At 65.4% G+C, this 23,775-nt stretch carries 18 protein-coding genes; 14 read left to right on the top strand and 4 right to left on the bottom strand.

Translation table 11 applies throughout. From position 1 onward, the window contains the following. Positions 1-71 precede the first annotated feature (71 nt). The 3 genes from ACLJEU_RS11940 (at position 72) to ACLJEU_RS11930 (ending at position 3,105) form a co-directional block, all read left to right on the top strand. Entirely contained in the window at positions 72-1,400 is a 1,329-nt protein-coding gene (locus ACLJEU_RS11940; RefSeq protein ID WP_414662966.1) for a DegT/DnrJ/EryC1/StrS family aminotransferase, read from the top strand. Positions 1,401-1,403: 3 nt separating this feature from the next. Further along, entirely contained in the window at positions 1,404-2,702 is a 1,299-nt protein-coding gene (locus ACLJEU_RS11935) for a hypothetical protein (RefSeq protein ID WP_414662965.1), read from the top strand. A gap of 154 nt (positions 2,703-2,856) precedes the next feature. Then, positions 2,857-3,105, top strand: coding sequence for a hypothetical protein (locus tag ACLJEU_RS11930; RefSeq protein WP_414662964.1), 249 nt, complete (start codon positions 2,857-2,859; stop codon positions 3,103-3,105). Positions 3,106-3,495: 390 nt separating this feature from the next. Here the strand turns inward: ACLJEU_RS11930 and ACLJEU_RS11925 are convergent, their stop codons facing one another. The 3 genes from ACLJEU_RS11925 to ACLJEU_RS11915 all read right to left on the bottom strand — a co-directional run bounded on the left by ACLJEU_RS11925 (position 3,496) and on the right by ACLJEU_RS11915 (position 7,289). Next, positions 3,496-5,241: a cation:proton antiporter gene (locus tag ACLJEU_RS11925; RefSeq protein ID WP_414662963.1), complete on the bottom strand. Its 1,746-nt coding sequence runs from the start codon at positions 5,239-5,241 to the stop codon at positions 3,496-3,498. A gap of 292 nt (positions 5,242-5,533) precedes the next feature. Continuing rightward, positions 5,534-5,662 (bottom strand): hypothetical protein, encoded by a 129-nt coding sequence (locus ACLJEU_RS11920; protein WP_414662962.1) that lies wholly within the window; start codon positions 5,660-5,662, stop codon positions 5,534-5,536. A gap of 88 nt (positions 5,663-5,750) precedes the next feature. Beyond that, the gene (locus ACLJEU_RS11915) at positions 5,751-7,289 is read right to left on the bottom strand and encodes a PhoH family protein (RefSeq protein ID WP_414662961.1); all 1,539 of its coding nucleotides are present in this window, start codon (positions 7,287-7,289) and stop codon (positions 5,751-5,753) included. Positions 7,290-7,503: 214 nt separating this feature from the next. Here ACLJEU_RS11915 and epsC point away from each other — a divergent pair, with 214 nt between their 5' ends. Continuing rightward, a complete protein-coding gene (gene epsC / locus ACLJEU_RS11910) occupies positions 7,504-8,439 on the top strand; it encodes a serine O-acetyltransferase EpsC (RefSeq protein WP_414662960.1) in 936 nt (311 codons plus the stop codon). 18 nt (positions 8,440-8,457) lie between these two features. Here the strand turns inward: epsC and ACLJEU_RS11905 are convergent, their stop codons facing one another. Next, complete coding sequence (locus tag ACLJEU_RS11905) at positions 8,458-9,393, bottom strand: LysR family transcriptional regulator (RefSeq protein WP_414662959.1); 936 nt, start codon at positions 9,391-9,393, stop codon at positions 8,458-8,460. A gap of 96 nt (positions 9,394-9,489) precedes the next feature. Between ACLJEU_RS11905 and ACLJEU_RS11900 the strand changes: the two genes are divergently transcribed. From ACLJEU_RS11900 to ACLJEU_RS11855, 10 genes are all read left to right on the top strand, one after another. Next, positions 9,490-10,611: a CmpA/NrtA family ABC transporter substrate-binding protein gene (locus ACLJEU_RS11900; RefSeq protein WP_414662958.1), complete on the top strand. Its 1,122-nt coding sequence runs from the start codon at positions 9,490-9,492 to the stop codon at positions 10,609-10,611. After that, entirely contained in the window at positions 10,559-11,872 is a 1,314-nt protein-coding gene (locus ACLJEU_RS11895) for a CmpA/NrtA family ABC transporter substrate-binding protein (RefSeq protein WP_414662957.1), read from the top strand. Before ACLJEU_RS11900 ends, ACLJEU_RS11895 begins: the two co-directional genes overlap by 53 nt. Before the next feature lie 9 nt (positions 11,873-11,881). Beyond that, complete coding sequence (gene ntrB / locus ACLJEU_RS11890; protein ID WP_414662956.1) at positions 11,882-12,667, top strand: nitrate ABC transporter permease; 786 nt, start codon at positions 11,882-11,884, stop codon at positions 12,665-12,667. Between the two features lie 46 nt (positions 12,668-12,713). Then, entirely contained in the window at positions 12,714-13,619 is a 906-nt protein-coding gene (locus ACLJEU_RS11885; RefSeq protein ID WP_414662955.1) for an ABC transporter ATP-binding protein, read from the top strand. A 37-nt stretch (positions 13,620-13,656) separates the two neighbouring features. Then, positions 13,657-14,544 carry an ABC transporter ATP-binding protein gene (locus ACLJEU_RS11880; protein WP_414662954.1) on the top strand — a complete coding sequence of 296 codons (888 nt, stop codon included), beginning with the start codon at positions 13,657-13,659 and terminating at the stop codon, positions 14,542-14,544. A gap of 34 nt (positions 14,545-14,578) precedes the next feature. Then, complete coding sequence (locus ACLJEU_RS11875) at positions 14,579-16,096, top strand: alginate export family protein (RefSeq protein ID WP_414662953.1); 1,518 nt, start codon at positions 14,579-14,581, stop codon at positions 16,094-16,096. 205 nt (positions 16,097-16,301) lie between these two features. After that, positions 16,302-18,128 (top strand): NirA family protein, encoded by a 1,827-nt coding sequence (locus ACLJEU_RS11870; protein WP_414662952.1) that lies wholly within the window; start codon positions 16,302-16,304, stop codon positions 18,126-18,128. Next, a complete protein-coding gene (locus ACLJEU_RS11865) occupies positions 18,125-19,882 on the top strand; it encodes a sulfite reductase subunit alpha (protein ID WP_414662951.1) in 1,758 nt (585 codons plus the stop codon). Before ACLJEU_RS11870 ends, ACLJEU_RS11865 begins: the two co-directional genes overlap by 4 nt. A 1-nt stretch (position 19,883) precedes the next feature. Next, positions 19,884-21,485 carry a DmsC/YnfH family molybdoenzyme membrane anchor subunit gene (locus ACLJEU_RS11860; protein WP_414662950.1) on the top strand — a complete coding sequence of 534 codons (1,602 nt, stop codon included), beginning with the start codon at positions 19,884-19,886 and terminating at the stop codon, positions 21,483-21,485. Beyond that, a complete protein-coding gene (locus ACLJEU_RS11855; RefSeq protein WP_414662949.1) occupies positions 21,482-23,752 on the top strand; it encodes a molybdopterin oxidoreductase family protein in 2,271 nt (756 codons plus the stop codon). Before ACLJEU_RS11860 ends, ACLJEU_RS11855 begins: the two co-directional genes overlap by 4 nt. The last annotated feature ends 23 nt before the right edge of the window (positions 23,753-23,775 follow it).

The raw sequence follows: 23,775 nt of genomic DNA, 5'->3' as shown, positions 1-23,775 counted from the left end.
AGTAACTTTCCGGTTACGTAAGGACTGTCGCCCGCGCCCGTCACCCACCGCCTGCCCAAGACCTCGAGACCATGATCTCCCCCGTGACCCGTCGTAAGTTCATCGGTGGCGCCGCCACCTCCGGTGCCGGCCTCTGCCTCGGCCTCGCCGCCGCACCCGCCGCCTCCGCCGCCGACTCCACGAAAAAGGCCGCCACGACCGCGACGACCGCCAAACCCGTGGCGGACTGGCCGCTCTGGGACGAACGCGAGGAGCGCGCACTGCTCGACGTTCTGCGCTCCGGCAAATGGGGCCGCGGCAACGGCACGCGCGTGAAGGAATTCGAGACCGTCTTCGCCGAGCGCATGCGCGCCAAGTTCTGCGTGGCGACGTCCTCCGGCACGACCGCCCTGATGAGCTCATTGGGTGCGCTGAACCTCGGTCCGGGCGATGAAGTAATCCTGCCGCCGTACACCTTCGTGGCCTCGTTCAACGTCATCACGGCGAACTACGCGCTGCCGGTTTTTGCCGACATCGACGCCGCGAGTTTCCAGATCGATCCGACGAAGGTCGCGGCCGCAATCACGCCGGCGACGAAAGTGTTGTTGCCCGTTCACATCGGCGGCTCGACGCCCGAAGTCGGCGCCCTCGTGGACCTCGCGAAGGCAAAAAAGATTACGCTGCTCGAGGACGCGTGCCAGGCGTGGGGCGCGGAATGGCGCGGTACTCCGGTGGGCAATCACGGCATCGGCGGCTGCTTCAGTTTCCAGGCCAGCAAGAATCTCACCGCGGGCGAAGGCGGCGCGGTGATCACGAACGACGAAGCGTTCGCGAATCAGGTTTTCAACTACCACACGCCCGGCACGCCGAAGCCCGGTGCGAGCTGGGGCCGCGCGGCCAATTTCCGGCTGACAGAGTTTCAAGCTGCCCTGCTGCTCGCACAATACACGCGCTTCAACGCCCAGCAGGATGTCCGGCATGCCAACGCGACGCACCTGTCGGCGATGCTAGAGAAAATCCCGGGCATCGCGCCGGCGAAACTCGCCAGCGGCAACAACCGGAGCGCGTGGCATCTTTACATGATGCGTTACGACAAGACGCAGTTCTCCAATCTCCCGCGCGCCAAGTTTCTCCAGGCGCTCTCGAAAGCGGGCATCTCCGCGAGCGCCGGCTACTCGAGCCTCAACACGTCGGCCCACGTGAAGGCCCTGGCCGACAACCCGCACTACCAGCGGATCTACGGCAAGGAGACGATGGCCCGCTGGGTGGAGCGCAACCGGTGCCCGGTGAATGATCAGGTGATCGAGGAGGCGGTATGGTTTGGGCAGACGAAACTGCTTGGCAGCCGCTCGGACATGGAGCGCACAGCCGAGGCGATTGCCGCCATCCGCAAGCAATCCGGCGATCTCGCGCGGGCCTGAGTCGTGGGCGAATTTTCCATCGCACCGTTTCGTTTCGACGTCACCCCGCCCTTGGGTCACTCGCTCCTGGGCGGGTGGATTCCGCCCGCGGCGGTGATCGACGACGCGCTCGAGGCCATCGGCTATGTGCTGAGCGGAGCCGGCGCGCCCATCGTGGTCTGTGCCGTCGACTGGGCCGGCCTCATGAACGATGCGCACCTGGCGTGGCGCACGACGCTCGCCGCCGCCGCCGGCACCACGCCCGATCGCGTGGCGGTGCAGTGTGTCCATCCGCACAATACGCCCTTCGTCTGTCCGATCGCCCGCGCGGCCGCCGCCCGTTATCCGGAATTGCCGGCGATGTACGATGCGGAGTTTTTTGCCGACTGCCTGCGCCGCGCCCGCGAGGCCGTGCTCGCCGCGCTGCCACGAGCGCAGGCGGTCACGCACGTCGCGCACGGCGAGGCGATCGTCGACCGCGTCGCCTCCAACCGCCGCGTCGCGCGCAACGCCTCCGGTCGCGTCACCGCCATGCGCCGGAGCTCGTGCACCGATCCGGCGTTGATCGCGCTGCCCGACGGCCTGATCGACCCGACACTCCAGACCGTGTCGTTCTTCGGCGCCGACGGACGGAAGATCGTCGCGTGTCACTACTACGCCACGCATCCGATGAGTTTCTACGAGGACGGCCGCGTGAGCAGCGATTTCTGCGGGCTGGCGCGCAAACGCCGTCAGGCCGAGGAGCCGGAATGCACGCATCTCTACTTCACCGGCTGTGCGGGTGACGTCTCCGCCGGGAAGTACAACGACGGTTCCGCCGAGGCACGGGTCACGCTCACCGGTCGCATCCACCGTGCCATGGTGACGGCCGAAAGCCGCGTGGTGCCGCAGGCGATTGCCGCAATCGACTGGGCCACGACCGAAGTCCTGCCGCCTCCGACCCTCACGCCGACCGCCCCCGAACTGGAAGCCGCCATCGGCGATCCCAACGGCACGCTCGTCACGCGGCTGCTGCCCGCGTTCCGCCTGGGCTGGCTGCGGCGGCATGAATCAGGTTTGCCCTTCTGCCTCAGCCGCCTGCAGGTGAACGGGATTTCCGTGCTGCACCTGCCGGGAGAGATGTTCGTCGCGTATCAGTTGCGCGCCCGCGCGATGCGGCCGGGATCGCCGGTGGCGGTCGCCGCGTACGGCGACGACGGGCTCTGGTACGTTCCCACCAAGGCCGAATATCCAGCAGGCGGATACGAGGTCAGCGTCGCGTTCTGTGGCGACGAGGTGGACGCGATCATGTCGGACGCGATCCGCCGGCTGTTGCAGGCGTAGCCAGGCCGGGCCCAAACGGCAGGACTGGTGCGGTTCGAACGTCGGCCCGGACGGAACCAGCGACGTCTCACGCCCCAGTCGTCAACGACGGAGCTGGCGAACCTGGCCATTGTGCCCATACCCGCGGTGCGTCGCCACCCGCAGCCTTTCTCTGATGACTCCCACGCTCCGCCGTTTTCGCGCGTCCCATCCCGTCTGCACCCACGACAGGCGTCTGCGGCGAACCTGGCTTCCCCTCGGACTCGCGCTCGCGGCCGGCCTGCTGGCTCCAGCGGCATTCGCGCAAAGCAACTACGCGACGCCCCTCTACTTCTTCACTCTGGCCGGCAGTCCGGGCGTGGCCGCCGAAGTCGACGGAACGGCGGACAAGCGGTCCGGAGAATCACCTCCGCCGGCGTGGTGACGACCTTGGCAGGACAAGCCGGCGTCATCGGGAGTACCGGACGGCACCGGCAGTACGGCGCGCTTTCGCTCACCCCATGGCGTGGCGGTGGACGCCGCTGGCAACGTCTACGTCGCTGACCTCGCCAATCTTGCCATCCGCAAATCTCGCCTGGCGGCGACGTCACCACGCTGGCTGGAGGTCCGGGCAACTATACCGTCCAGGTCAGCGGCGTCGCGGCCACCACCGGCGTGGCCATCGTGGAAGTGTACGAGACGCCGTGAGCTGAAACGCGCGAGGCGCTCGTCAATCGCAGGTCGTCCCTTCGCGTCCGTTCACGTGATTCGCAGGTGCGTTTCTGCCTGGCACCGACTTGGCCACGACTGGAGTTGGGCCGCACGCCCGTGCCGGCTATCCGGCGGCGGCCGACTTGCCGAACAATTCAGTGTGCACGCGCTGGCGTTCGCGATCGATCTGCTCGGGTGTGGCGCCGAGATTGCGCAGCACCGACGCCGTCATCGCGAGGGCGACCTCGCCCTCGCCGGAAAATACTTCATCCGCGCCGGCCGCGCGCAGTGTCTCCAGTTCGCGCACATAGGCCGTACGAGCCAGCACGCGAATGCGGGGATTGAGCGCCCGCGCCTGCCGGACGATTTCGTTGCCGTCCTGAATGCTTGAGGCGCTGAGCACGAGTGCGGTGGCGCTCGCCACTCCCGCCTGGGTGAGCGTGTCGACGCGCGTGGCGTCACCGTAAATCGCCACCGTGCCCGCCGCCTTGAGGCGCTGCACGGTTTCGATGTTCAACTCGACGATGGTCGCATCGATTTCATTTTCGCGGAGCAGCCGCGCGACCGTCTGTCCGATCGGACCGTAGCCGACGACAATCGCGCGGTGACGCCCGGAAGTGTTCACCGCCGGGCCGCTGCCCGCGGTGTCGCCGCCGGCGCGCCGTTCGATCCACCGCACCGCTCCGGGCGCGAACCGCGCCAGTTGCTTCTCGATCGGGCCCACCAGCCGATAGGCGAGCGGATTGAGCGTGATGGAGAGAATCGCCCCGGCGACGAGGATGTTCGAGGCGTTCTCGGGCAGGATTTCCAGCTGTCGCCCCATCGTCGCCAGGATGAAGGAAAACTCACCGATCTGCGCGAGCACGATGGAGACCGCCAGGGCCACGCGCAGCGGATAGCGCAGGAGCAGCACGATGACGAAGGCGGCAAGCGGTTTGCTGATTAGGATCACCCCCATCGTCGCGAGCACCATGCCCGGCGACTCGATCATGCTCCGCCAGTTGAACAGCATGCCCACGGAAACGAAGAACAGCACCGCGAACGCATCGCGCATCGGGAGCGCCTCCGTCGCCGCGCGCACGCTGAACTCCGAACGCCCGACAATCATGCCGGCAAGAAACGCGCCCAGCGCCATCGACACGCCGAAGAGTTTCGCCGATCCGACGGCGATCCCGAGCGCGGTCGCGAGCACGGCGAGCGTGAAGAGTTCCCGCGAGCCGGTCTTGGCGATGCCCGTGAGCAGCCGCGGAATCGCCCAGCCGCCGACGACGAAGGTAAACGCCACCAGCGCGACAATCTTCACGCTCGCCCAGCCCATCGCCACCCAGATGCCGCCGCCGGCCGCCGCGCCCGGGCCGAAAATCGCCGGCAGCAACACCAGCACGAACACGGTGAAGAGATCCTCCATGACCAGCCAGCCGATGGAAATGTGACCCGTCGGCGTGTGCAGATCGCCGCTGTCGGACAACACGCGCGTGAGCACCACGGTGCTCGCGACTGAAATCGCGAGGCCGAACACGATGCCGGCGGACCACGACCAGCCGAACGCATGCATCACGACGGCTGCCACGCCGGTGGCGACCAGACTCTGCACGACTGCGCCAGGAATCGCGATGCGCTTCACCGCGAGCAGCTCCTTGAAGTGAAACTGCAGGCCGACGCCGAACATCAGCAGGATCACCCCGATCTCCGCGAGCTGCTCGGCCATCTCCTGACTGGCCACATAGCCCGGCGTGTGCGGTCCGAGCACGATCCCCGCGAGCAGGTATCCAACGATCGGCGACAATCCGATGCGTTGCGTAACGTACCCGAGCGCCAGCGCGGCGATGAATCCGCCCGTCAGGGTGAGTATGAGATCAATGTTGTGCATGACGGCACGGACACTGAGTCGCCGCGAATGAAACGGGCGCAAGGCCAAGTTTCGGATTTACGGAAAAAACTCCGCCTCATCCCGCCTCGATCGCTTGAGCTTGTTTGGTCAGGGCGCGTCCGAGCCGCGCGTCCACGGCAGGCGGTACCAGCACGGACTGATTTTATACCAATCGCTCCTTGCTTTTGGACTTCTGGATCGATCGTGGCTACGCGCGCCAGCGAGTGGCTGGACGACCACTCGCTGGCGCGCGTAGCCACGGCTAAAGTCCAAAGGCAAAGGGCGATTGGTATTACTCCGCCGCGACCTGGAGGTCCGAGCCGGCATCGTAACCGGCATCGGCCACGGACTCCGTCGCCATCGCGGCCGCGACCAAGTTAGAGTGCGCTTGCGCGATCATGGGGGCGATCAGTGCAATCATTTGACTAGGTCCGATCGCCATCGGCGCATTGTGATAAACCCTTGAGCCGATCGCACGAGCCGCCCCTGCAGACGCAACGGTTCGCGTCTCAGAGCAGATCGGCCGCCAGCTCGGCGAGCTTCGAACGCTCGCCCTTCATCAACTTCACATGCGCGGCGATGGCCTGGCCCTTCATGCGATTGTGACAGAAGACGAGCCCGTTGCTGCGCGCATCGACGTAGGGATTGTCGATCTGCGCCGGATCGCCGATCAACACGATCTTCGATCCTTCGCTGATGCGGGTGATGACCGTCTTCACTTCATGCGGCGTGAGCTGCTGCGCCTCGTCGAGAATGAAGAAGCGACGCGCGATTGAGCGGCCGCGGATGAAAGCGAGCGCTTCAATCTCCACGAGCCCGCTCTTGAGGAGGCGTTCGTACGGCTTCACCAGCGTCGAGCTGCCGTGCCCGCCGCCGTGACTGGCATGACTGGGCTGCACCGCGGTCATCGAGGCAATCTGGTCGTCGCGCTTGTGATGTTTCTTCTTCGAAACTTTCTTCGCGGCAAACTGCGGCTCCTTCGGCGGCTTCGAGGGAATGAGCACCTCAAGCGCGTCATGATAAGGCTGCAGCCACGGCTTCATCTTCTCCTCGAGCGAACCGGGGAGGAAGCCGATGTCCTTGCCCAGTGCGATCACCGGGCGCGAGATCGAGACGCCATCGTACCGCGAGGTTTCGTCGTGCGCCTGGTGCAGCGCGCACGCCGTCGACAACAGGGTCTTGCCCGTGCCGGCCTTGCCGTAGCACGTGAGCAGCGCGATGCTGTCGTCCAGGAGCGCGTCCATGAAGAACTGCTGCTCGAGATTCCGCGCGCGAATCGGAATGCCGCCGGGTGCCTTCACGAAGTCCGGCACTTTCAGCCGGCGCACGACACCGTCGCCATAGTACCGCGCCGGCATCGTTTTGCCCTCGTCCGAGCGCAGCAGCACGTATTCGTTCAGGAAAAGCCGCTTCGCCGACCGGTCATCGATCTCGAACGCCCCCTCGGAACAGAAGCGCTGCAACTCGTAGATGCTCAGACCGAGTTCCTGGTAGCTGGCCTCCTCGTCCGTCTCGGGCACCTTGTCGTTGAGGTAATCCTCGGACTCCAAGCCGACGGCGCGCGCCTTCAGCTGCACGTTGACGTCCTTCGTCACGAGAATCGTCGGCGGCGGAAAACGTTCCTGCACGAACAATGCGGCCGCGATGATGCGGTTGTCCTTCTTCGACAGATCCGGCAGAATCGCGCGCAGGCGATCCATCGCCGGCGAACGCTTCGTCTGATCGAGGAGATACGGATTGATGATGATCGACAGCGTGCCGCCGTTCTCGAGTTCAACGCCCTCGTGCATCGCCCGCGAGTCGGGCAGCAACTCCTGCAGGATGCGATGGACGCGCCGCGCATTGCGCCCGCGCTCCGTCGACTGCTCCCCCTTGATGGCGTCGAGTTCCTCGAGCACCTCCACCGGAATGGCGAGGTTGTTGTCCTCGAATTTGAAGATCGACTGCGGGTCGTGTAACAGGACGTTCGTGTCGAGCACGAAGGTCTTCACTTTTGCCGAAACCTTGACCCGCGAAATTGAGGCTGTCGCCCCGCGAAGGTTTTCCATCGGTTGTGGATATCTTGTGAATACGTGTGAACAACTCCGGACGTTTGTCGATGACAGAACGTCGACCGCGCCCAAGTAAATCGGTTCACCACTGGCGATCATGTAAGTGAATTTTGCGTGACGCTTTTCCAAAGCATTGCCCGTGCCGTGATGCCGTGATTCGGGCTCGCCTGCGGCGGATGGAATCTATTCACCGCTCCGTGGTTTCCGCGCCATGCACCTCGACGCCATCAAGCACTCCCTCCTGGCCTCCTATCGGAGCGACGGCGGCATCAATCACCTCGACGGCGTCAATCTGCCCTCGCAGGAATCCGTCAACCAGCTCGCCGCGGACTGCATGCATCTGCTTTTTCCCGGCTACTTCGACGAATCGGCGCTGACGGAGGATCAACTGCCGTCACTCGTGGATCGACTGCTGGCGCAGATTGACCGCCGCCTCCTCGCCGAGGTGGAAAAGTGCCTGCGCTTTGCGCGCGTCGAGTCCGCCGCGGCTCAGGCGCGTGAAATCACCACGACGTTTCTCGCACAGATTCCCGACCTGCGGCGGGTGATCAAGACCGACGTCGACGCCGCCTACGCGGGCGATCCGGCCGCGCGGAGTGTCGAGGAAATCATCCTCGCCTACCCGTGCGTGCTGGTCATTTCGCTGCAGCGCCTCGCCCATCTGCTGTATCACCTGCGGGTGCCGCTGCTGCCGCGCATGCTTACCGAATACGCACACGAGCGCACGGGCTGCGACATCCATCCCGGCGCGCAGCTGGGCAGTCACTTCTTCATCGACCACGGGACGGGCGTCGTCATCGGCGAAACCGCGACGGTCGGTGCGCACGTCAAGCTCTACCAGGGCGTGACGCTCGGCGCGAAGTCCTTCGAGGTCGACAACGAGGGACGTCCCATCAAGGGCGTGAAGCGGCACCCCGACATCGGCGATCACGTGACGATCTATGCGCACGCGACGATCCTGGGCGGCGACACCCGCGTGGGGGCGCACTCGATCATCGGCTCCAACGTGTGGCTGATGAAATCGATTCCCGACGAGTCGGTGGCGTACTTCAAAGGCGACAACCTCGTGGTCCGGTCACGCCGGAAGAACGAGGCGCTCGTCGGCACCACGGGCCGCCCGGCCCACGAGCACGACTGGGAAATTTAGCCGCGCCCTTGCCGGGGTTTAGGCGGCGACGCCCGGAGCCTTGAGCCCGAGCACCTCGCAGACGCTGGCGCACAACCCGACGAAGGTCTCTTCCGCCAGCGCAAGGCGCCGGCCCTTGAGGTGCGCGACGCCCCAGCGGCGTCGCAGCTTGCGCGGTCCAAGCGGAAGGGATACGAGCGATCCGCTTTCGAGTTCCGACCGCGCGATCCACGGGGCGAGCACGCCGGCGCCGATGCCGATCTTCACCAGCTCCTTGATCGCCTCCATGCTGCCGAGCTCGATGAAGTTGCTCAGCGCGATTTTTTCCTCCCTGAAATACTCCGCCACGAGCCGGAAGGTCTGGCTCGTCTTATTATAGAGTACGAGCGTCTCGGCATCGATCGACTCGCGCGGGGCGCGTCCGGCCTTGGCCCACGGATGCAGCGGCGCCACGACAAAGCGCAGCTCGTCCTCGAACAAGGGCACGAACGCAAACTCCGCCATGCCCTGCGCCGGCGGCTCGAGCACGAGCGCGAGATCGATGTGCCCGCCCCGCAGCAATTCGATCTGCGACCCGTGGTCGCCCGGCTCAATCCGGATGACGCATTTCGGATAACTCTGGCGAAATTCGCGCAATACCGTCGGCAGGATGTGCTGGCACGCGGTCGTGCTCGCGCCGACGCGCAGCCGGCCGTGGCCCCACTTCGTGAGGTTCTCGAGTCCCGCCCGCGCCGTTTCCATTTCGCGCAGGATTTTTTCCGTGTGGCGGAGAAACTGCTCTCCCGCCTGCGTCAGCAACACCCGGCGGCCGACCCGGTCGAGCAGCCTACAGCCGACATCGTCCTCCAGCGCCTTGATGGCATGGCTCACGGCGGACTGCGTGAGGAACAGATCTTTCGCGGCTAGGGTGAAACTCCCGCGCCGGGCGAGCGCGGAAAACGCGTGCAGCTGACGGCTGTCAAGCGTGGGCTTCATGGATGAGAGGACTTCATTCGTTCGATGAAATGTTAGAACAGCAGTAATTGCGCCAGACCCGCACTGTGGCACAGCGGCGGCTTGGTATGACGGCGAATGTCACTCGCGCCAACGCTTGATAAGAACCTCACGTCCACCACCCGGCGTCCGCTGCGCCTCGGGTTTCTACCACTGACCGACGCCTCTCCCCTCGTTGCGGCCCAGGAGCTTGGCCTCTTTGTCCGCCACGGGGTGCGCGTGGAACTGTGCCGCGAGATCGGCTGGGCCACGATTCGCGAAAAGATTATTTACGGCGAACTCGATGCGGCGCACGCGCCCGCTCCCATGCTGTGGTCGGCCCAACTCGGCCTCGGCTGCCCGGCGTGCGATGTCCTGACCGCGCTGGTCCTCAATCTGAACGGCAACGCGATCACGCTGTCGCGAGCCCTATGGGATGCCGGCGTGCGCGACGCGGCCTCGCTCGGCGAACACGTGCGAACGCAGCGCAACGCCCGCGAGCCGCTGACGTTTGGCATGGTGTTTCCCTATTCCTCGCACCACCTGCTCCTGCGGGAATGGTTGCGCGGCGCCGGCCTCGATCCTGATCGCGATGTGCGCCTCGTGGTCGTGCCGCCCGCCCAGATGTTCCGCAATCTGAATGCGCGCACGATCGACGGCTTCTGCGCCGGCGAGCCGTGGAACACGCTCGCCGTCCGCGAAGGCGCGGGCTGGTGCCCGACGTGGAGCGGCGCGCAGCAGCCGGGCCACCTGGAAAAGGTCCTGATGGTGACGCGTCGTTTCGCCGAGAACCGCGCCGACGAACACGGCCGGCTGGTCCGCGCCCTGGCCGAGGCCGCGGCGTGGTGCGACGAACCGCAGCATCGCGAGCAGCTCGCCGAGATGCTCTCCGCCGCGCCGTACCTCAACCTGCCGACGCGTGTCGTCGCTCCCGCGCTGCTCGGCCGCTTCGACTGCGGCAACGGCCGCATCGAAACCGCGCCGGATTTCGTCGTCTTTCACCGCCACGACGCCGGCGTCCCCGACGCGGCGAAGGCCGTCGCGTTGCAACGCGCCCTCGGCGCCGCGGGCCTGCTCCCGGCCATTGTGGCGCGCGACACTGAATTACCCCGCCGTCTGTTTCGCAGCGATCTGCATCGCGACATCCTCAACCAACACCCACACCTCCATGAAATCGCCACACCATCAGACCTTCGCGGGCCTGGCAGCAAAACCAGCTGAAGTCCCGCTCAACCGCCGGCAGTTCCTGACCCGCGCCGCCGCCGGCGCAGGCACCGCGGCGCTCTGGTCCGCGCTCGGCACGCGCACGTGGGCGGCCACCGCCGCCAGCACCGGCGAGGGCCCGGAGACATCGAAAATCGATTTCGGCATCATCGCGCTCACCGACTGCTCGCCCATCGTCATCGCCCACGAAAAAGGCCTCTTCAAAAAGTACGGCATCAATTCCACCGTCACGAAGGGCGCGAACTGGGCCGCCATCCGCGACAATCTCTCGAGCGGCTCCATCCAGGCCACGCACATGCTGATTGGAATGCCCCTCGCCTCCACCATGGGGCTGCAGGGTTCTCCGAAGAAACCGATGGTAATCCCGTGGCTGCTCAATCGCAACGGCCAGGCGATCACCCTGAAGGCGGAATGGAAAGGCAAGGTCGGTGCCGATCCGAAGGCGCTCAAGCCGTTCGTCGATCAGTCCAAGAAACTCGGCGAGCCGCTCACGTTCGCGATGACGTTCCCGCCCGGCACGCACGCGATGTGGATGCGTTACTATCTCGCCGCCGGCGGCATCGATCCAGACAAGGACATTTCGCTGATCACCATTCCGCCGCCGCAGATGGTCGCCAACATGAAGATCGGCAAGATGGACGGCTTCTGCGTGGGCGAACCCTGGAACGCGCGCGCCATCTCCGACAAGATCGGCTTCACGTCAGTCACGACGCAGGACATGTGGAAGGATCACCCCGAGAAAGTCTGCGCCTTCACGGAAGAGTTTGCCGAAAAGAATCCGAAGACGGTCAAGGCCGTGCTCAAGGCGCTGCATGAGGCGAGCGTCTGGCTCGATGACATGAGCAACCGTCCCGAGCAGTGCGCGATCGTCTCCAAGCCCACCTACATCAACTGCGACGCCAAGATCATCGAGGGCCGCCTGCTGGGCCAGCTCGACTACGGTGACGGACGCACGAAGAAGGACGAGCTGCCGATGCACTTCAGCCGGCGCAACTGCAACTATCCACAGCCCAAGTACGCGACGTGGTTCATGTCGCAGTACCGCCGCTGGGGCATGGTCACCGGCGCGCCGGATTACGAAGCCGTCGCCAAACGCGTCATGCGCACCGATCTCTACGAGGCCGCCATGAAGGAAATCGGTTACGCCCACGGCGGACTCGATTCATCACCTGAGACCTTGTTCGACGGCGTCACCTTCGATCCCAAGGACCCGGAAGGCTACGCCAAGAGCTTCGCCGTGAAATCGCTCAAAGGCTGAGCCCCCATCATGAACCGATTCAAACTCGACTGGCTCATCCTGCCGTTCATCGGCTTCGCCCTTATTCTCGCCGTCTGGTCCGTCTCCAGCGCGACGTGGGCGAGCAATCTGCCGTCTCCGCTCAAGACCTGGGAATCCAGCCGCGGGTACGTGCTCAGCCCGTTCGCCAAGCGCGGCGAAATGGATCAGGGCATTCTGCGCTTCACCTGGTACTCGCTGATCCTGGTGGCGCAGGGTTACGCGCTCGCGGTCATCATCGGCACGCCCATCGGTTTCTTCCTCGGGCTGTCGAAGACCTTCACCAAGATCTTCGACCCGATCATCCAGATTCTGCGACCGGTGTCGCCGCTCGCGTGGCTGCCGCTCGGCCTCGTGCTCTTCCTCAACACCGGCAAGGAGGCCGGCACGTGGGGCGCGCTCTTCACCATCGCGATCTGTTCGATGTGGCCGACGGTGCTCAACACCGCCGTGGGCGTGCGCGCCGTGCCGCAGGACTACCTCAACGTCGGGCGCGTGCTGAAACTCTCCCGCTGGAAAACGCTCACGAAGATTCTGATTCCCGCGACGCTCCCGTATATGTTCACCGGCTTCCGGCTGAGCCTCGGCATCGCGTGGCTCGTGATCGTGGCCGCGGAGATGCTCACCGGCCGGCCCGGCGTGGGCGGCTTCCTCTGGCAGGAATACAACGCGCTCATCTACGAGCACATCATCCTGTCGATTATCACCATCGGCCTCGTCGGCTTCACCCTCGATCGGCTGATGAGCCTGCTCGAGAGCCGCTTCAAGACCGCCTGATCCGCACGCACGATCCACCGGCCACATCCAACTCACGTTCCCCTCGATGCCTTTCCTCGAACTCAATCATGTCTGCAAAGGCTTCGGCGGTCCGCCGGTGCTGAGCGACGTCAATCTCACCATCGAGCGCGGCGAGTTCGTCGCCATCGTCGGCTACTCCGGCTCCGGCAAGACGACGCTGGTGTCGATGATCGCGGGATTGCAGCAGCCGGATGCCGGCACGGTGAAATTGAACGATCTGGAAATCACCGAGCCCGGCCCGGATCGCGGCGTGGTGTTTCAAAACTACAGCCTCCTGCCGTGGCTGACAGTCTTTGAAAACATCGCGCTGGCCGTCGACCAGGTGTTTCCCAATTTCTCCGCGGAGAAACGCCTGCAGCATGTCGAGAAGTACATCGCGATGGTGAACCTCACCAAGGCGCGCGACAAGAAGCCCGCGCAATTGTCCGGCGGCATGCGCCAGCGCGTGTCGGTCGCCCGCGCGCTCGCGATGGACCCGCAGATTCTCCTGCTCGACGAACCGCTCTCGGCGCTCGACGCCCTCACGCGCTCGACGCTGCAGGACGAGATCGAACGCATCTGGGAGGCCGACAAGAAGACCGTCGTGCTGATCACGAACGACGTCGACGAGGCTCTCCTGCTCGCCGATCGCATCGTCCCGCTCACCCCGGGACCCGGCGCGACGCTCGGCGAATCAGTGACCGTGTCGCTCGCGCGCCCGCGTGACCGCAAGTCGCTGAACCACGATCCCGAGTTCAAGCGGCTGCGCGCACTCGTGACGAATCAGCTCCTGGGATACGGCGCGCGCCGTCGTTCGACCATCACGCGCAAGCTCACCCTGCCCGACATTCTGCCGGAGGATCTCAACGGCCCCCGCACCACCCGCCGCCGGCCCCTGCGCCCGCACGAGCTCAAGCAGGAGCAACTCGAGGTGAGCGGTACGTCCGCCTGAACCGCGCCCGCCCGGCATACCCACCACCGCACCCACCATGTCCTCCTTCCTCGAAATCTCCCAGCTCGGCAAAACCTATCCGACGCCCTCCGGCAAACCGGCGGTCATCGTCGAGAACTTCGATCTCAAGATCCGCAAGGGCGAGTTCATCACGCTCATCGGTCACTCGGGTTGCGGCAAGTCCACCGTGCTCTCGATGATCGCCGGGCTCACCGACGTCACGTCCGGCGGCGTGATCCTCTCGGGCAAGGAAGTGGTCGGCGCCGGCCCGGACCGCGGCGTCGTTTTCCAGGCCCCCTGCCTGCTGCCCTGGCTCACCGCCTTCGAAAATGTGATGCTCGGCATCGATCAGGTGTTCTACACGGCCGACATCGAGGAGCGGAAACAGATCGCCGAGTACTTCCTCTCCGTCGTCGGGCTCGCGGACGCGATGCACAAGAAGCCGTCGGAGCTCTCGCAGGGCATGCGCCAGCGCTGCGGCATCGCGCGGGCCTTTGCGCTTTCGCCGAAGATGCTGCTGCTCGACGAACCCTTCGGCATGCTCGATTCGCTCACGCGTTATGAGCTGCAGGAAGTGCTGCTCGACCTGTGGCAGAAGGATCAGAAGACCGCGCTCATGGTCACGCACGATGTCGACGAGGCGCTGTTCCTCTCGGATCGCGTCGTCATGATGACCAACGGCCCGGCTGCGACCGTTGGTGAAATCCTCGAGGTGACGTTTCCCCGGCCCCGCTCGCGCAAGCAACTGCTCGAGGATCCGGAGTACTACCGGCTGCGGGAACAGCTCATCGGTTTCCTCGAGGAACGTTCCCATCTCCGGCCGGCGCGCGTCCCCGCTGCCGGTGATCATCCCACGCCGTCCGTGCCCGCTCCTGCGCCGGAAACGCCGCGGCAACATCCCTTCAACGCGCTCACCCCGGTCTGAACCTTCACACCTTCCACCTGACCACACCCACGCCATGCCATCGCACCTTCGTTCCCTCTGCCTGATTGCGCTCCTGGGCGCCACCGCGTCCATCCAGGCCCAATACGCTCCGCCGCCGCCCGCACGGCCTTTTCCGGGCTTCGCCAACGAGCGGCTCCGCGCGGACAACGTTTACATGAGCGCCTGGGACATCGCCGCCAACTACCGGCTGCGGTACGAGGACAAGCGCGGTGCCGGCTTCACGGATGCCGGCTCAAACTGGGATTTCTCCCAGCGCGCCGTCGACGACACGGACAACAGCTACCTGCTGTCCCGGCTCATGCCGCGGGTCGGCTACACCGGCAAACGCACCGCCTTTCTGCTCGAGGGCCGGCTCAGTTCGTCAATCGGCGATGAACGGTACAACGCGACCGCCCCCGGCAAGGGTCTTGCCGAAAACGACAGCGGCGCCGATGTGCACCAAGCCTTCGTCTTCATCGGCAACCACAAGGAATTCCCGCTCTCCCTGAAAATCGGGCGCCAGGAACTGGTTTACGGTGACCAACGGCTCATCGGCCACTTCCGCTGGAACAACAACGCGCGCACCTTCGACGCGATCAAGGTCCGCTGGCAGAATCCAGTCTTCGGCGTCGATCTGTTCACGGGCGGCGTCGTGTACAACGACTCGCGCAATCTCAACCGATCGAACTCGCAGGATCACTTCTCCGGCGCCTACTTCAATTTCCCGACCCTGCTGAAAAACGAAATCGCCGAGGCCTACCTCCTGGCACGCAATGTGGAGCGGGGCATCGCAACCGATAACTGGAGCGGTGTGCCCGCGCCCTTCCGTTTTCCCGGCGCGCAGGACGTCTACACCGCAGGCGTGCGGGTGAAGTCCAAGCCCAATGCCTACGGACCGATCGACTATGGCGTGGAGGCGATGTATCAGTTCGGCAACCGCACCGCGGTGTTCCCCGCCACCGCCGTGGCCGCCGCCCGCGCCGCGCCGCGCCTAGATCATCGCGCCATCGCGACCGTCCTGCAGGCCGGATACACGTGGAGCGAACATTCGCTCCAGCCGCGGTTCGCGCTGATCTACAGCTACGGCTCCGGGGACAAGAGCGCCACCGATTCAAAGAGCGGGACATTCCAGAATCTATTTCCCACCAACCATCTTTTCTACGGTTACATGGATTTGAGCAGCCTGCAGAATCTCCACGACATCCGGCTCGCCTACACCATCAAGCCGGGACCCACCTCGATGATCGCATTCGAAGCGCACTCACATTTCCTCGGCCGCACGACCGACTTTTGGTACAACGTTGCCGGCGTCCCGCGCAACGTGGCCACCGCAGCGGTCGGCAGCGGCGGCAGTTATCGGATCAATCCGGGCTACAGCCGGCACGTCGGCAACGAACTCGACGTGGTCGCGGCGTGGACCTTCCGACCGTACGCGCAGATTGAAGTCGCGGCCTCGCGGTACTTCCGCGGCGACTACATCAAACAGTCGCTTGCCGCCGTCGGCTCGAAGGACGCCAGCTACTACTACCTCCAGTTTACGCTCAATCTGTAGCCGTCATTCCGGATTCCCGACGTGACCCCTCCGGTCACGGTCCAACGCCCAAGCACCTCACCCGGGGTGCTTTTGGCGTTATGGAAACGGAAGGAGCAGCCGACCCCATCCGATATGAACGGCCCTCATCGCCCCGCGGAAAACAATTCACGGGCTTAATCCCAGCCGGGGAAACGCATGGCACCTCGGCTGCTCATCACCACGCGTGTCGCAACCGCCCGAAATCCGCCCGCCCGCATCTCCGTCGGAACCCTTCTCCGCCCAGCAGAAGGAGTATCTGGCCGGCTTCATGGCGGGAGTGGCGGCGACGGGTCTGACGCCCTTCGTGGGCCACACCGCGTCAGGCCAAATCGTGGCGGGTCCCGCAGGTGCGGTGACACCGAACCTCGCCGCGCCGACCACTGCGGCCGAACCCTCGGTGTTTGGCACGCCCCTTTCCGACCTGTGCAAGGAGGAACGTTGGAAGCACGATGAGAATCCGCTGGATGCCTGGGACCGCCTGTTGAAGCACGCCGACGAAAATAAGCTCCCTGATCCAGAAAACACGTATCGTTTCAAATCGTTCGGTCTCTTCTACGTCGCCCCGGCCCAGGACAGTTTCATGATCCGGCTCCGCGTGCCGGCCTGCGAACTCTCCGCCACGCAGTTGCACGGCCTGGCCGACATCGCCCAGGATCTCGGGGGCGGCTGCGCGCACATCACGACCCGCGGCAATCTTCAAATCCGCGAGTTCAAACCGCGCGACATCATCAAGGTGCTCACGCGGGTGCAGGAACTGGGACTGACGTCGCGGGGCGCAGGAGCCGACAACATCCGCAACATCACGGCGTCTCCGGATAGTGGATTCGCACCTGACGAGCTGTTGGACGTCCGTCCGTACGCGAAGGCGCTGCATCACTACATTCTCAATCACCGCGATCTCTACGGCCTGCCGCGCAAATTCAACGTCGCCTTTGACAACGGCGGCAGCATGTCCGTCGCGGCCGACACCAACGACATCGGCTTCGTGGCGGTGCGCGTGACCGAAGCCTCGCTGGCCGCACTTCCGGCCGACGTCGTCGAGCGTCCCGCGCCGGGCGTTTACTTCCGCGTGCAGCTCGGCGGCATCACGGGCCACAAGGACTTCGCCCGCGACACCGGGCTGCTCGTTCGACCCGGCGAGGCGGTGGCCCTCGCTGTCGCGATGATTCGCGTGTTCAGCGAAAACGGAAACCGCACCGACCGGAAGAGGGCGCGGCTGAAATACCTCCTCGAACAGTGGGGCGTGGAAAAATTTATCGCGGAGTCGGCGCAGCGGCTCGCATTTCCCCTCGCCCGCGTGCCACTCACGGCCTGCGAAGCACGCCGGCCCGTCGAGAAACATGCCTGGCTGGGCGTCCGCCGCCAGACGCAGCGCGGCCTGAATTCAATCGGCCTCGGCGTGCCGGTCGGCCGGATGTCAGCGCGCCAGATGCACGCGCTCGCCGATCTCGCGACGCACTACGGCACGGGCGAACTGCGGCTCACCGTCTGGCAGAACGTGCTCATTCCGCACGTCTCGGATGCCTTCGTCGCCACCGTGAGCCGGAACGCCCGGCGCCTCGGCTTCTTCACCGAGGCCTCGCTCGCCACGGGCGGCGTCATCGCCTGCACCGGCAGTCGCGGCTGCAAATACGCGGCCGCCGACACCAAGGCGCACGCGCTGGCCGTGATGAAACATCTCGAAGGCCGGGTGTCCCCCGGCTCGCCGGTCAACCTGCATTTCACCGGTTGCGGGCATTCCTGCGCGCAACACTACTGCGGCGACCTCGGCTTCGTCGGCGCCAAGCTCGCCGATGGATCGGAGGCCTACCACGTGGTCCTCGGTGGCGGCATGGATCACGAGCAGGGCATCGGCCGCGAAATTTTCCGCGGCGTCCGGGCGAGCGAGATCAACGCGCTCGTGGAAAAAGTGCTGCTCACCTACGAGGCGAAGAAGACCCGCGGCGAGACCTTCGTCCAGTGGACCCGCCGCCACACCGCCGGCCAACTCCAGGAATTCTTTTCGGCATGAACCCGCTCGTTCCCTTCGTTCCCGACTCCGCGCCATTCACCGCCGAGCAACGCGCGTGGCTGAACGGCTTTCTCGCCGGGCTGTTCTCGCGCACCCCGGCGCAGGCCGCGGCCGCTGTGGCCGCGCCGCCGCTCGTCCCGTTGACCATCCTGTTTGCGTCGCAGACCGGCACGTCGGAGGGCCTCGCGAAACGCGCGGCCAAGGAGGCCGGCAAGCGCGGCTTCGCGGCGACCGTGCTCGACCTGGGCCAAACCGACGCCGGCAAACTCTCGGCGGAAAAAAATGTCCTGCTCATCACCAGCACCTACGGCGACGGTGAACCGCCGGACAGCGCCAAGGACATTCACTCCGCCATGCTCGCGGCGAGCCAGGCTCCAACACCGGCCCCGCAACTGGCGTCGCTCCGGTACTCGGTCTGCGCGCTCGGCGACACCAACTACACCCAGTTCTGCAAGTGCGGCGCGGACTTCGATCTCTACTTTGAAAAACTCGGCGGCACGCGCATCGCGCCGCGCGTCGACTGCGATCTCGACTACGAGGAGAAGTTCTCGGCCTGGCTCAATGCGGCGCTGACCGCTTTCGGTCCGGCGCCGTCCGGCGCAGCCGCGCCCGCGGTGCCTGCGGCGGGACTTGAGGCCAGCACGGACGTCGCCACGGGTTACTCGAAGCAGAATCCGTTTCCCGCCACGCTCCTGGCGTCGCACAATCTCAACGCCCCCGGCTCCGCGAAGCAGGTGCACCATATCGCTTTTGACCTCGCGGACTCCGGGCTCGCGTACGAAGCCGGAGACGCCCTCGGCGTGATGCCGCACAACTGTCCCGCGCTGGTCGCCGACGTGCTCGCCACCCTGGGCTGCGATGGCGAAGAGGCCGTGACGGTGCCTGACGGCACCACGACGTCGCTGCGGCGCGCTCTCACCGAGATCTACGACCTCGGCAAACCGTCCGCCGATCTGCTCGCGCTCTGCACGCTCGTGCCGGCGGGCGACGCCGCGTCGGTCCAGGCCAAGGCCGCGCCGCTTCACGTGATTGATGCCCTGCTCGCCGCTCCCGGCGTCAAGCCCGCTCCAGCTGACTTCGTGCGCGCGCTGAAAAAGATTCGGCCCCGGCTCTACTCGATCTCCTCTTCACCAAAAGCCCACGCCGGAGAAGTTCATCTGACGGTCGGAGCCGTGCGGTACGAGCTGCATGGCCGGGCGCGCAAGGGAGTGTGTTCCACCTTTCTCTCCGATCGCGCTGTGCCGGGAGAGACCCGCGTCGGCGTCTTCGTGCATGCAAACCCGTCGTTCCGTCCGCCGCAGAACGGCGACACGCCCATGATCATGGTGGGGCCGGGCACGGGCATTGCGCCGTTCCGGGCGTTCCTGCATGAGCGCAAGGCCAGCGGCGCGAAAGGCCGAAACTGGCTGCTCTTCGGCGATCAGCGCGCCGCGACCGATTTCCTGTACCAGGAGGAACTCGCAACGCTGCAGCGGGAGGGCGTGCTCACTCGGCTCGACACCGCCTTCTCGCGCGATCAGGCGGAGAAGATTTACGTGCAGCAGCGCATGCTCGAGCACGCGGCCGAACTCTACGCGTGGCTCGAGGCGGGCGCGCACTTCTACGTGTGCGGCGACGCCAGCCGGATGGCGAAGGACGTCGATGCCGCGCTGCACCAAGTGGTGGAACGAGCCGGCGGAAAGTCACCGGCGCAAGCCGCCGCCTACGTGCAGGCGCTCAAGGGGGCGAAGCGCTACGCGCGCGACGTCTACTGACGTGGTCGCCACTCGAAAGAATTTTCCATTGCTCGCCGAGCTGCTCGCCGAGCAAAAAAGGCTGGATACGCCGGTGGCGCGCTTCTCCGCCGCGCACGATGCCAACGCTTCGGGCTTCACGGCCATCGCCCCGCAGCTCATCCCGCTCACCGCACCCAAACCCGGAGAGCAATACGCGTTTCAGGTGGATCTTGATTCGTGCACCGGCTGCAAATCCTGCGTTGCCGCGTGTCATGCATTGAACGGCCTCGACGACACGGAAACGTGGCGGGATGTCGGTCTGATCGTCAGCCCGAGCCGCGCGCACCCGTTCACCCAAACGGTGACGACGGCCTGCCATCACTGCGAAGACCCCGCGTGTCTCAACGGCTGCCCCGTCCTCGCGTACGAAAAGGATCCGATCACCGGGATCGTGATGCACCTCGACGACCAGTGCATCGGGTGCAGCTACTGCGTGCTGAAATGCCCTTACGATGTGCCCAAGTTTTCCGAGCGCCTCGGCATCGTGCGCAAGTGCGACATGTGCCACAGCCGCCTGGAGGTCGGCGAAGCTCCCGCGTGCGCCCAGGCCTGTCCGACGCACGCCATTACGATTGTCACGGTGACCAGCGAGCGTATTCGGAACTCGGAGACTCAAAACCGGAAACCGGAAACCGGAGACCGGAAACTGACCACGGCTGCCATTACGCTCGACGCGCTCTCCGCTCGCACCACCCTGCCGGCTCCTCCCGTTTCCAGTTTCCGGTCTCCGGTTTCCGGTTTTGAAACTCCCGTTGCCGGTTTTCTTCCGGGCGCGCCCGACCCGGCATACACGCGGCCGACGACGCGCTACGTCTCGAAGCGAACGCTGCCGGATCATCTCGTGGCCGCGGATGCCACCACGCTCCGGATCCAGCCGGCCCACTGGCCGCTCGTCATCATGCTGACGTTGATGCCCGCCGCAGTGGGTCTCGCCAGTGTTGCCGCACTGCCGCCCCCGGGAATGACGGCGGGCACCGTACAGAACGTCTCGTTCGCCGCCTGTCTGGCGGGCGCGGCGGGTTTGGGCGCGAGTGTGTTTCACCTGGGACAGCCGCTGCGGGCGTGGCGGATTTTTCTCGGATGGCGCAAGAGTTGGTTGAGTCGCGAAGCCATGATTTTTGGCGCGTGGTTTGCCGCGGCCACCGCGACGCTGGTGCTGCCGGCGCTTCGTCCGGTGACGGCGCTCCTCGGCATCACCGGACTCGTTTGCTCGGCGATGATCTATGTCGATACCCGGAGGCAGTTCTGGCGCGCCGCACAGACTTTCCCGCGCCTGCTTGGAACGGCTGCACTGCTGGCGTTCGTCTTTTGGTCGCCGCCGATCGCCGGCTTCCTGACGCTTGGAAAGCTCGCCTGGGAATCGCGCACTTGGTTCGACGGCGGCATGTCCGCCCGGCTTCAACGCGGTCCGCTCGCCGCCGCCGCGACGCTGCGAGATGCGTTCGGCCTGGGTGCCGTGGTGCTGCTGTGGGTCGCACCCGCGGGTCTGGCCTTTGTGCCGCTGTTTCTCGGCGAGCTCACCGAACGCTACCTCTATTTTCGCGCGGTGGATGCGCCGAAGATGCCCGGAGTCCCCGCATGACGTTGTCACTCGATGAACTTCTCCGGGCCCGCGCCGGCCCGATGACCGCGGACATGGTGCTGCATCCGGCCAAGTTCGGCCTCGGACGGGTTCCGGCCCGCCTGCAACCGGCGGCGACTACGACCTCGGTGTGCGGCTTCTGCAGCACCGGCTGCGGGTTGAAAGTTCACCTGAATGAGGAAGGTGAAGCCATCAATCTCAGCGCCGATCCCGCCTATCCGGTGAACCGTGGCATGGCGTGCCCCAAAGGCTGGGAAGCGTTGACGCCGCTGGCATCGGCGGACCGTGTCACGCTCCCGCTGATACGCGACCGGGCGACACCCGGCGCGATGCTGGCGTCCACGTCGTGGGAGCACGCGCTGGCAGCGTTCACCGAGCGATTTAAAGGCATTCAGCGCCAGCACGGCCCCGACGCCGTGGCGATCCTCAGCACGGGTCAGATCGTGATGGAGGAAATGGCGCTGCTCGGCGCGCTCGCGAAGTTCGGCCTGGGTGTGACCCACATCGACTCGAACACCCGGCAGTGCATGGCCACGTCGCACGTGGCCTACAAGCAGTCCTTCGGCTTCGACGCCCCGCCCTTCACCTACGCCGATTTCGAGGAGAGCGACGCGCTGATCTTCATCGGTGCCAATCCCTGCATCGCCCATCCCATCATGTGGCAGCGCGTGATGCGGAACCGGCGCAACCCGGAAATCATCGTCATCGATCCGCGCCTCACGGAGACGGCCCAGGCCGCCACGCTGCACGTACCGGCACGCCCCAAGTCCGATCTGACACTGCTGTACGGGATCGCGCATCTCCTGATCGCGCGCGGCGCGGTGCGGCGTGATTTCATCGCCGCCCACACCACTGGCTTTGACGCGTTTGAGAACTTCGTCCGCGATTTTACACCGCAGCGCGTCGCAACGGAAACCGGGCTCACGGTTGAACTGCTGCACCGACTCGCCGACATCATCGCGAGCCGTGAACGGGTTTCGTTCTGGTGGACGATGGGCGTGAACCAGAGCCACGAGGCCACGCGCACCGCTCAGGCCATCATCAATCTCGCGCTGATGACGGGCAACATCGGCCGGCCCGGCACGGGAGCCAACAGCATCACCGGGCAGTGCAACGCCATGGGTTCCCGGCTGTTTGGCAACGCCACGTCCCTGCTCGGCGGATACGACTTCGCGAACGAGGGCCACCGCCGTCACGTGGCGCGGATCCTTGACCTGCCCGCGGCCGCGATCCCGGATCGCACCGGCTACGCCTACGATCAGATTCTCGACGGCATCGAGCGCGGCGAGATTCGCGGGCTTTGGGTGATCGCGACGAATCCGGCTCACTCCTGGGTGCACCAGAGTCGCGCCCGCGAACTGCTGGCGAAGCTCGATTTTCTCGTCGTGCAGGACATGTACGCGAGCACCGAGACGGCACAGCTCGCAGACCTCGTCCTGCCCGCCGCCGGCTGGGGCGAGAAGGACGGCGTGTTCATCAACAGCGAACGGCGGCTCGGCCTGGCCCGCAAGGTCGCGCGGGCGCCGGGGCAGGCACTCAGCGACTTCTCGATTTTCAAATTGATCGCCGACGCGTGGGGCTGTGCGGAGCGGTTCCGCGCCTGGTCTTCGCCGGAGGCGACGTTTCAACTGCTCAAGGAACTCTCCCGCGGCCAACCGTGCGACTTCAGCGGCATCCGCGACTACGCCCACCTTGAGGACGCGCGGGGCATCCAGTGGCCGTATCCTGAAGACCGGAGACCGGAGACCGGAGACCGGAATCAGTTGGCCGCAGCGGACGCAGGGCTCGTGGTTCCGGATTCCGGTTTGTCCGAAGAGCGGCGTCTTTTTGCGGACGGCCGCTTCTTCACGCCGGACCAACGGGCCCGCTTCCTCTTCGATCCGCCGCGGCCTTTGCCCGAACCGACCGATCGGGACTTTCCCTTCACCCTGCTCACCGGTCGCGGATCGTCAGCGCAGTGGCACACCGGCTCGCGCACCGACAAGAGTGCGGTGCTGCGCAAACTGGCGCCGACCGTTCAGACCGTTGAGATCAATCCGGTCGACGCGGAGCGATTGGGCATCGCGGCCGGCAAAAGCGTCGAAGTGAAATCGCGCCGCGGTACCGCGAGTGCGCTGGCCGTCGTCACCGCGACGGTCCAACCCGGTCAGATTTTCATGCCGATGCATTTCGCGGCGTTGAACCAATTGACCTTCGCCGCGTTCGATCCGCATTCACGGCAACCGGCCTACAAGGCATGTGCCGTGGCAGTGTCACCGACTCTGTAACGGCAACGGGTTGCACCCGTTCG

The organism is Terrisphaera buseokensis, assembly GCF_047521145.2.
GTDB lineage: Bacteria > Verrucomicrobiota > Verrucomicrobiia > Opitutales > Opitutaceae > ER46.
This window is presented reverse-complemented; position numbering and strand designations above follow the sequence as displayed.

Bases quoted from the DNA above. Each gene is read 5' to 3' on its own strand.
- ACLJEU_RS11875 (WP_414662953.1), top strand. From the start codon at position 14,579: ATGCCATCGCACCTTCGTTCCCTCTGCCTGATTGCGCTCCTGGGCGCC.
- ACLJEU_RS11940 (WP_414662966.1), top strand. From the start codon at position 72: ATGATCTCCCCCGTGACCCGTCGTAAGTTCATCGGTGGCGCCGCCACC.
- ACLJEU_RS11855 (WP_414662949.1), top strand. From the start codon at position 21,482: ATGACGTTGTCACTCGATGAACTTCTCCGGGCCCGCGCCGGCCCGATG.
- ACLJEU_RS11895 (WP_414662957.1), top strand. From the start codon at position 10,559: ATGAAATCGCCACACCATCAGACCTTCGCGGGCCTGGCAGCAAAACCA.
- ACLJEU_RS11925 (WP_414662963.1), bottom strand. From the start codon at position 5,241: ATGCACAACATTGATCTCATACTCACCCTGACGGGCGGATTCATCGCC.
- ACLJEU_RS11920 (WP_414662962.1), bottom strand. From the start codon at position 5,662: ATGATTGCACTGATCGCCCCCATGATCGCGCAAGCGCACTCTAACTTG.
- ACLJEU_RS11905 (WP_414662959.1), bottom strand. From the start codon at position 9,393: ATGAAGCCCACGCTTGACAGCCGTCAGCTGCACGCGTTTTCCGCGCTC.
- epsC (WP_414662960.1), top strand. From the start codon at position 7,504: ATGCACCTCGACGCCATCAAGCACTCCCTCCTGGCCTCCTATCGGAGC.
- ACLJEU_RS11900 (WP_414662958.1), top strand. From the start codon at position 9,490: ATGTCACTCGCGCCAACGCTTGATAAGAACCTCACGTCCACCACCCGG.
- ACLJEU_RS11880 (WP_414662954.1), top strand. From the start codon at position 13,657: ATGTCCTCCTTCCTCGAAATCTCCCAGCTCGGCAAAACCTATCCGACG.
- ACLJEU_RS11865 (WP_414662951.1), top strand. From the start codon at position 18,125: ATGAACCCGCTCGTTCCCTTCGTTCCCGACTCCGCGCCATTCACCGCC.
- ACLJEU_RS11885 (WP_414662955.1), top strand. From the start codon at position 12,714: ATGCCTTTCCTCGAACTCAATCATGTCTGCAAAGGCTTCGGCGGTCCG.
- ACLJEU_RS11915 (WP_414662961.1), bottom strand. From the start codon at position 7,289: ATGGAAAACCTTCGCGGGGCGACAGCCTCAATTTCGCGGGTCAAGGTT.
- ACLJEU_RS11930 (WP_414662964.1), top strand. From the start codon at position 2,857: ATGACTCCCACGCTCCGCCGTTTTCGCGCGTCCCATCCCGTCTGCACC.
- ntrB (WP_414662956.1), top strand. From the start codon at position 11,882: ATGAACCGATTCAAACTCGACTGGCTCATCCTGCCGTTCATCGGCTTC.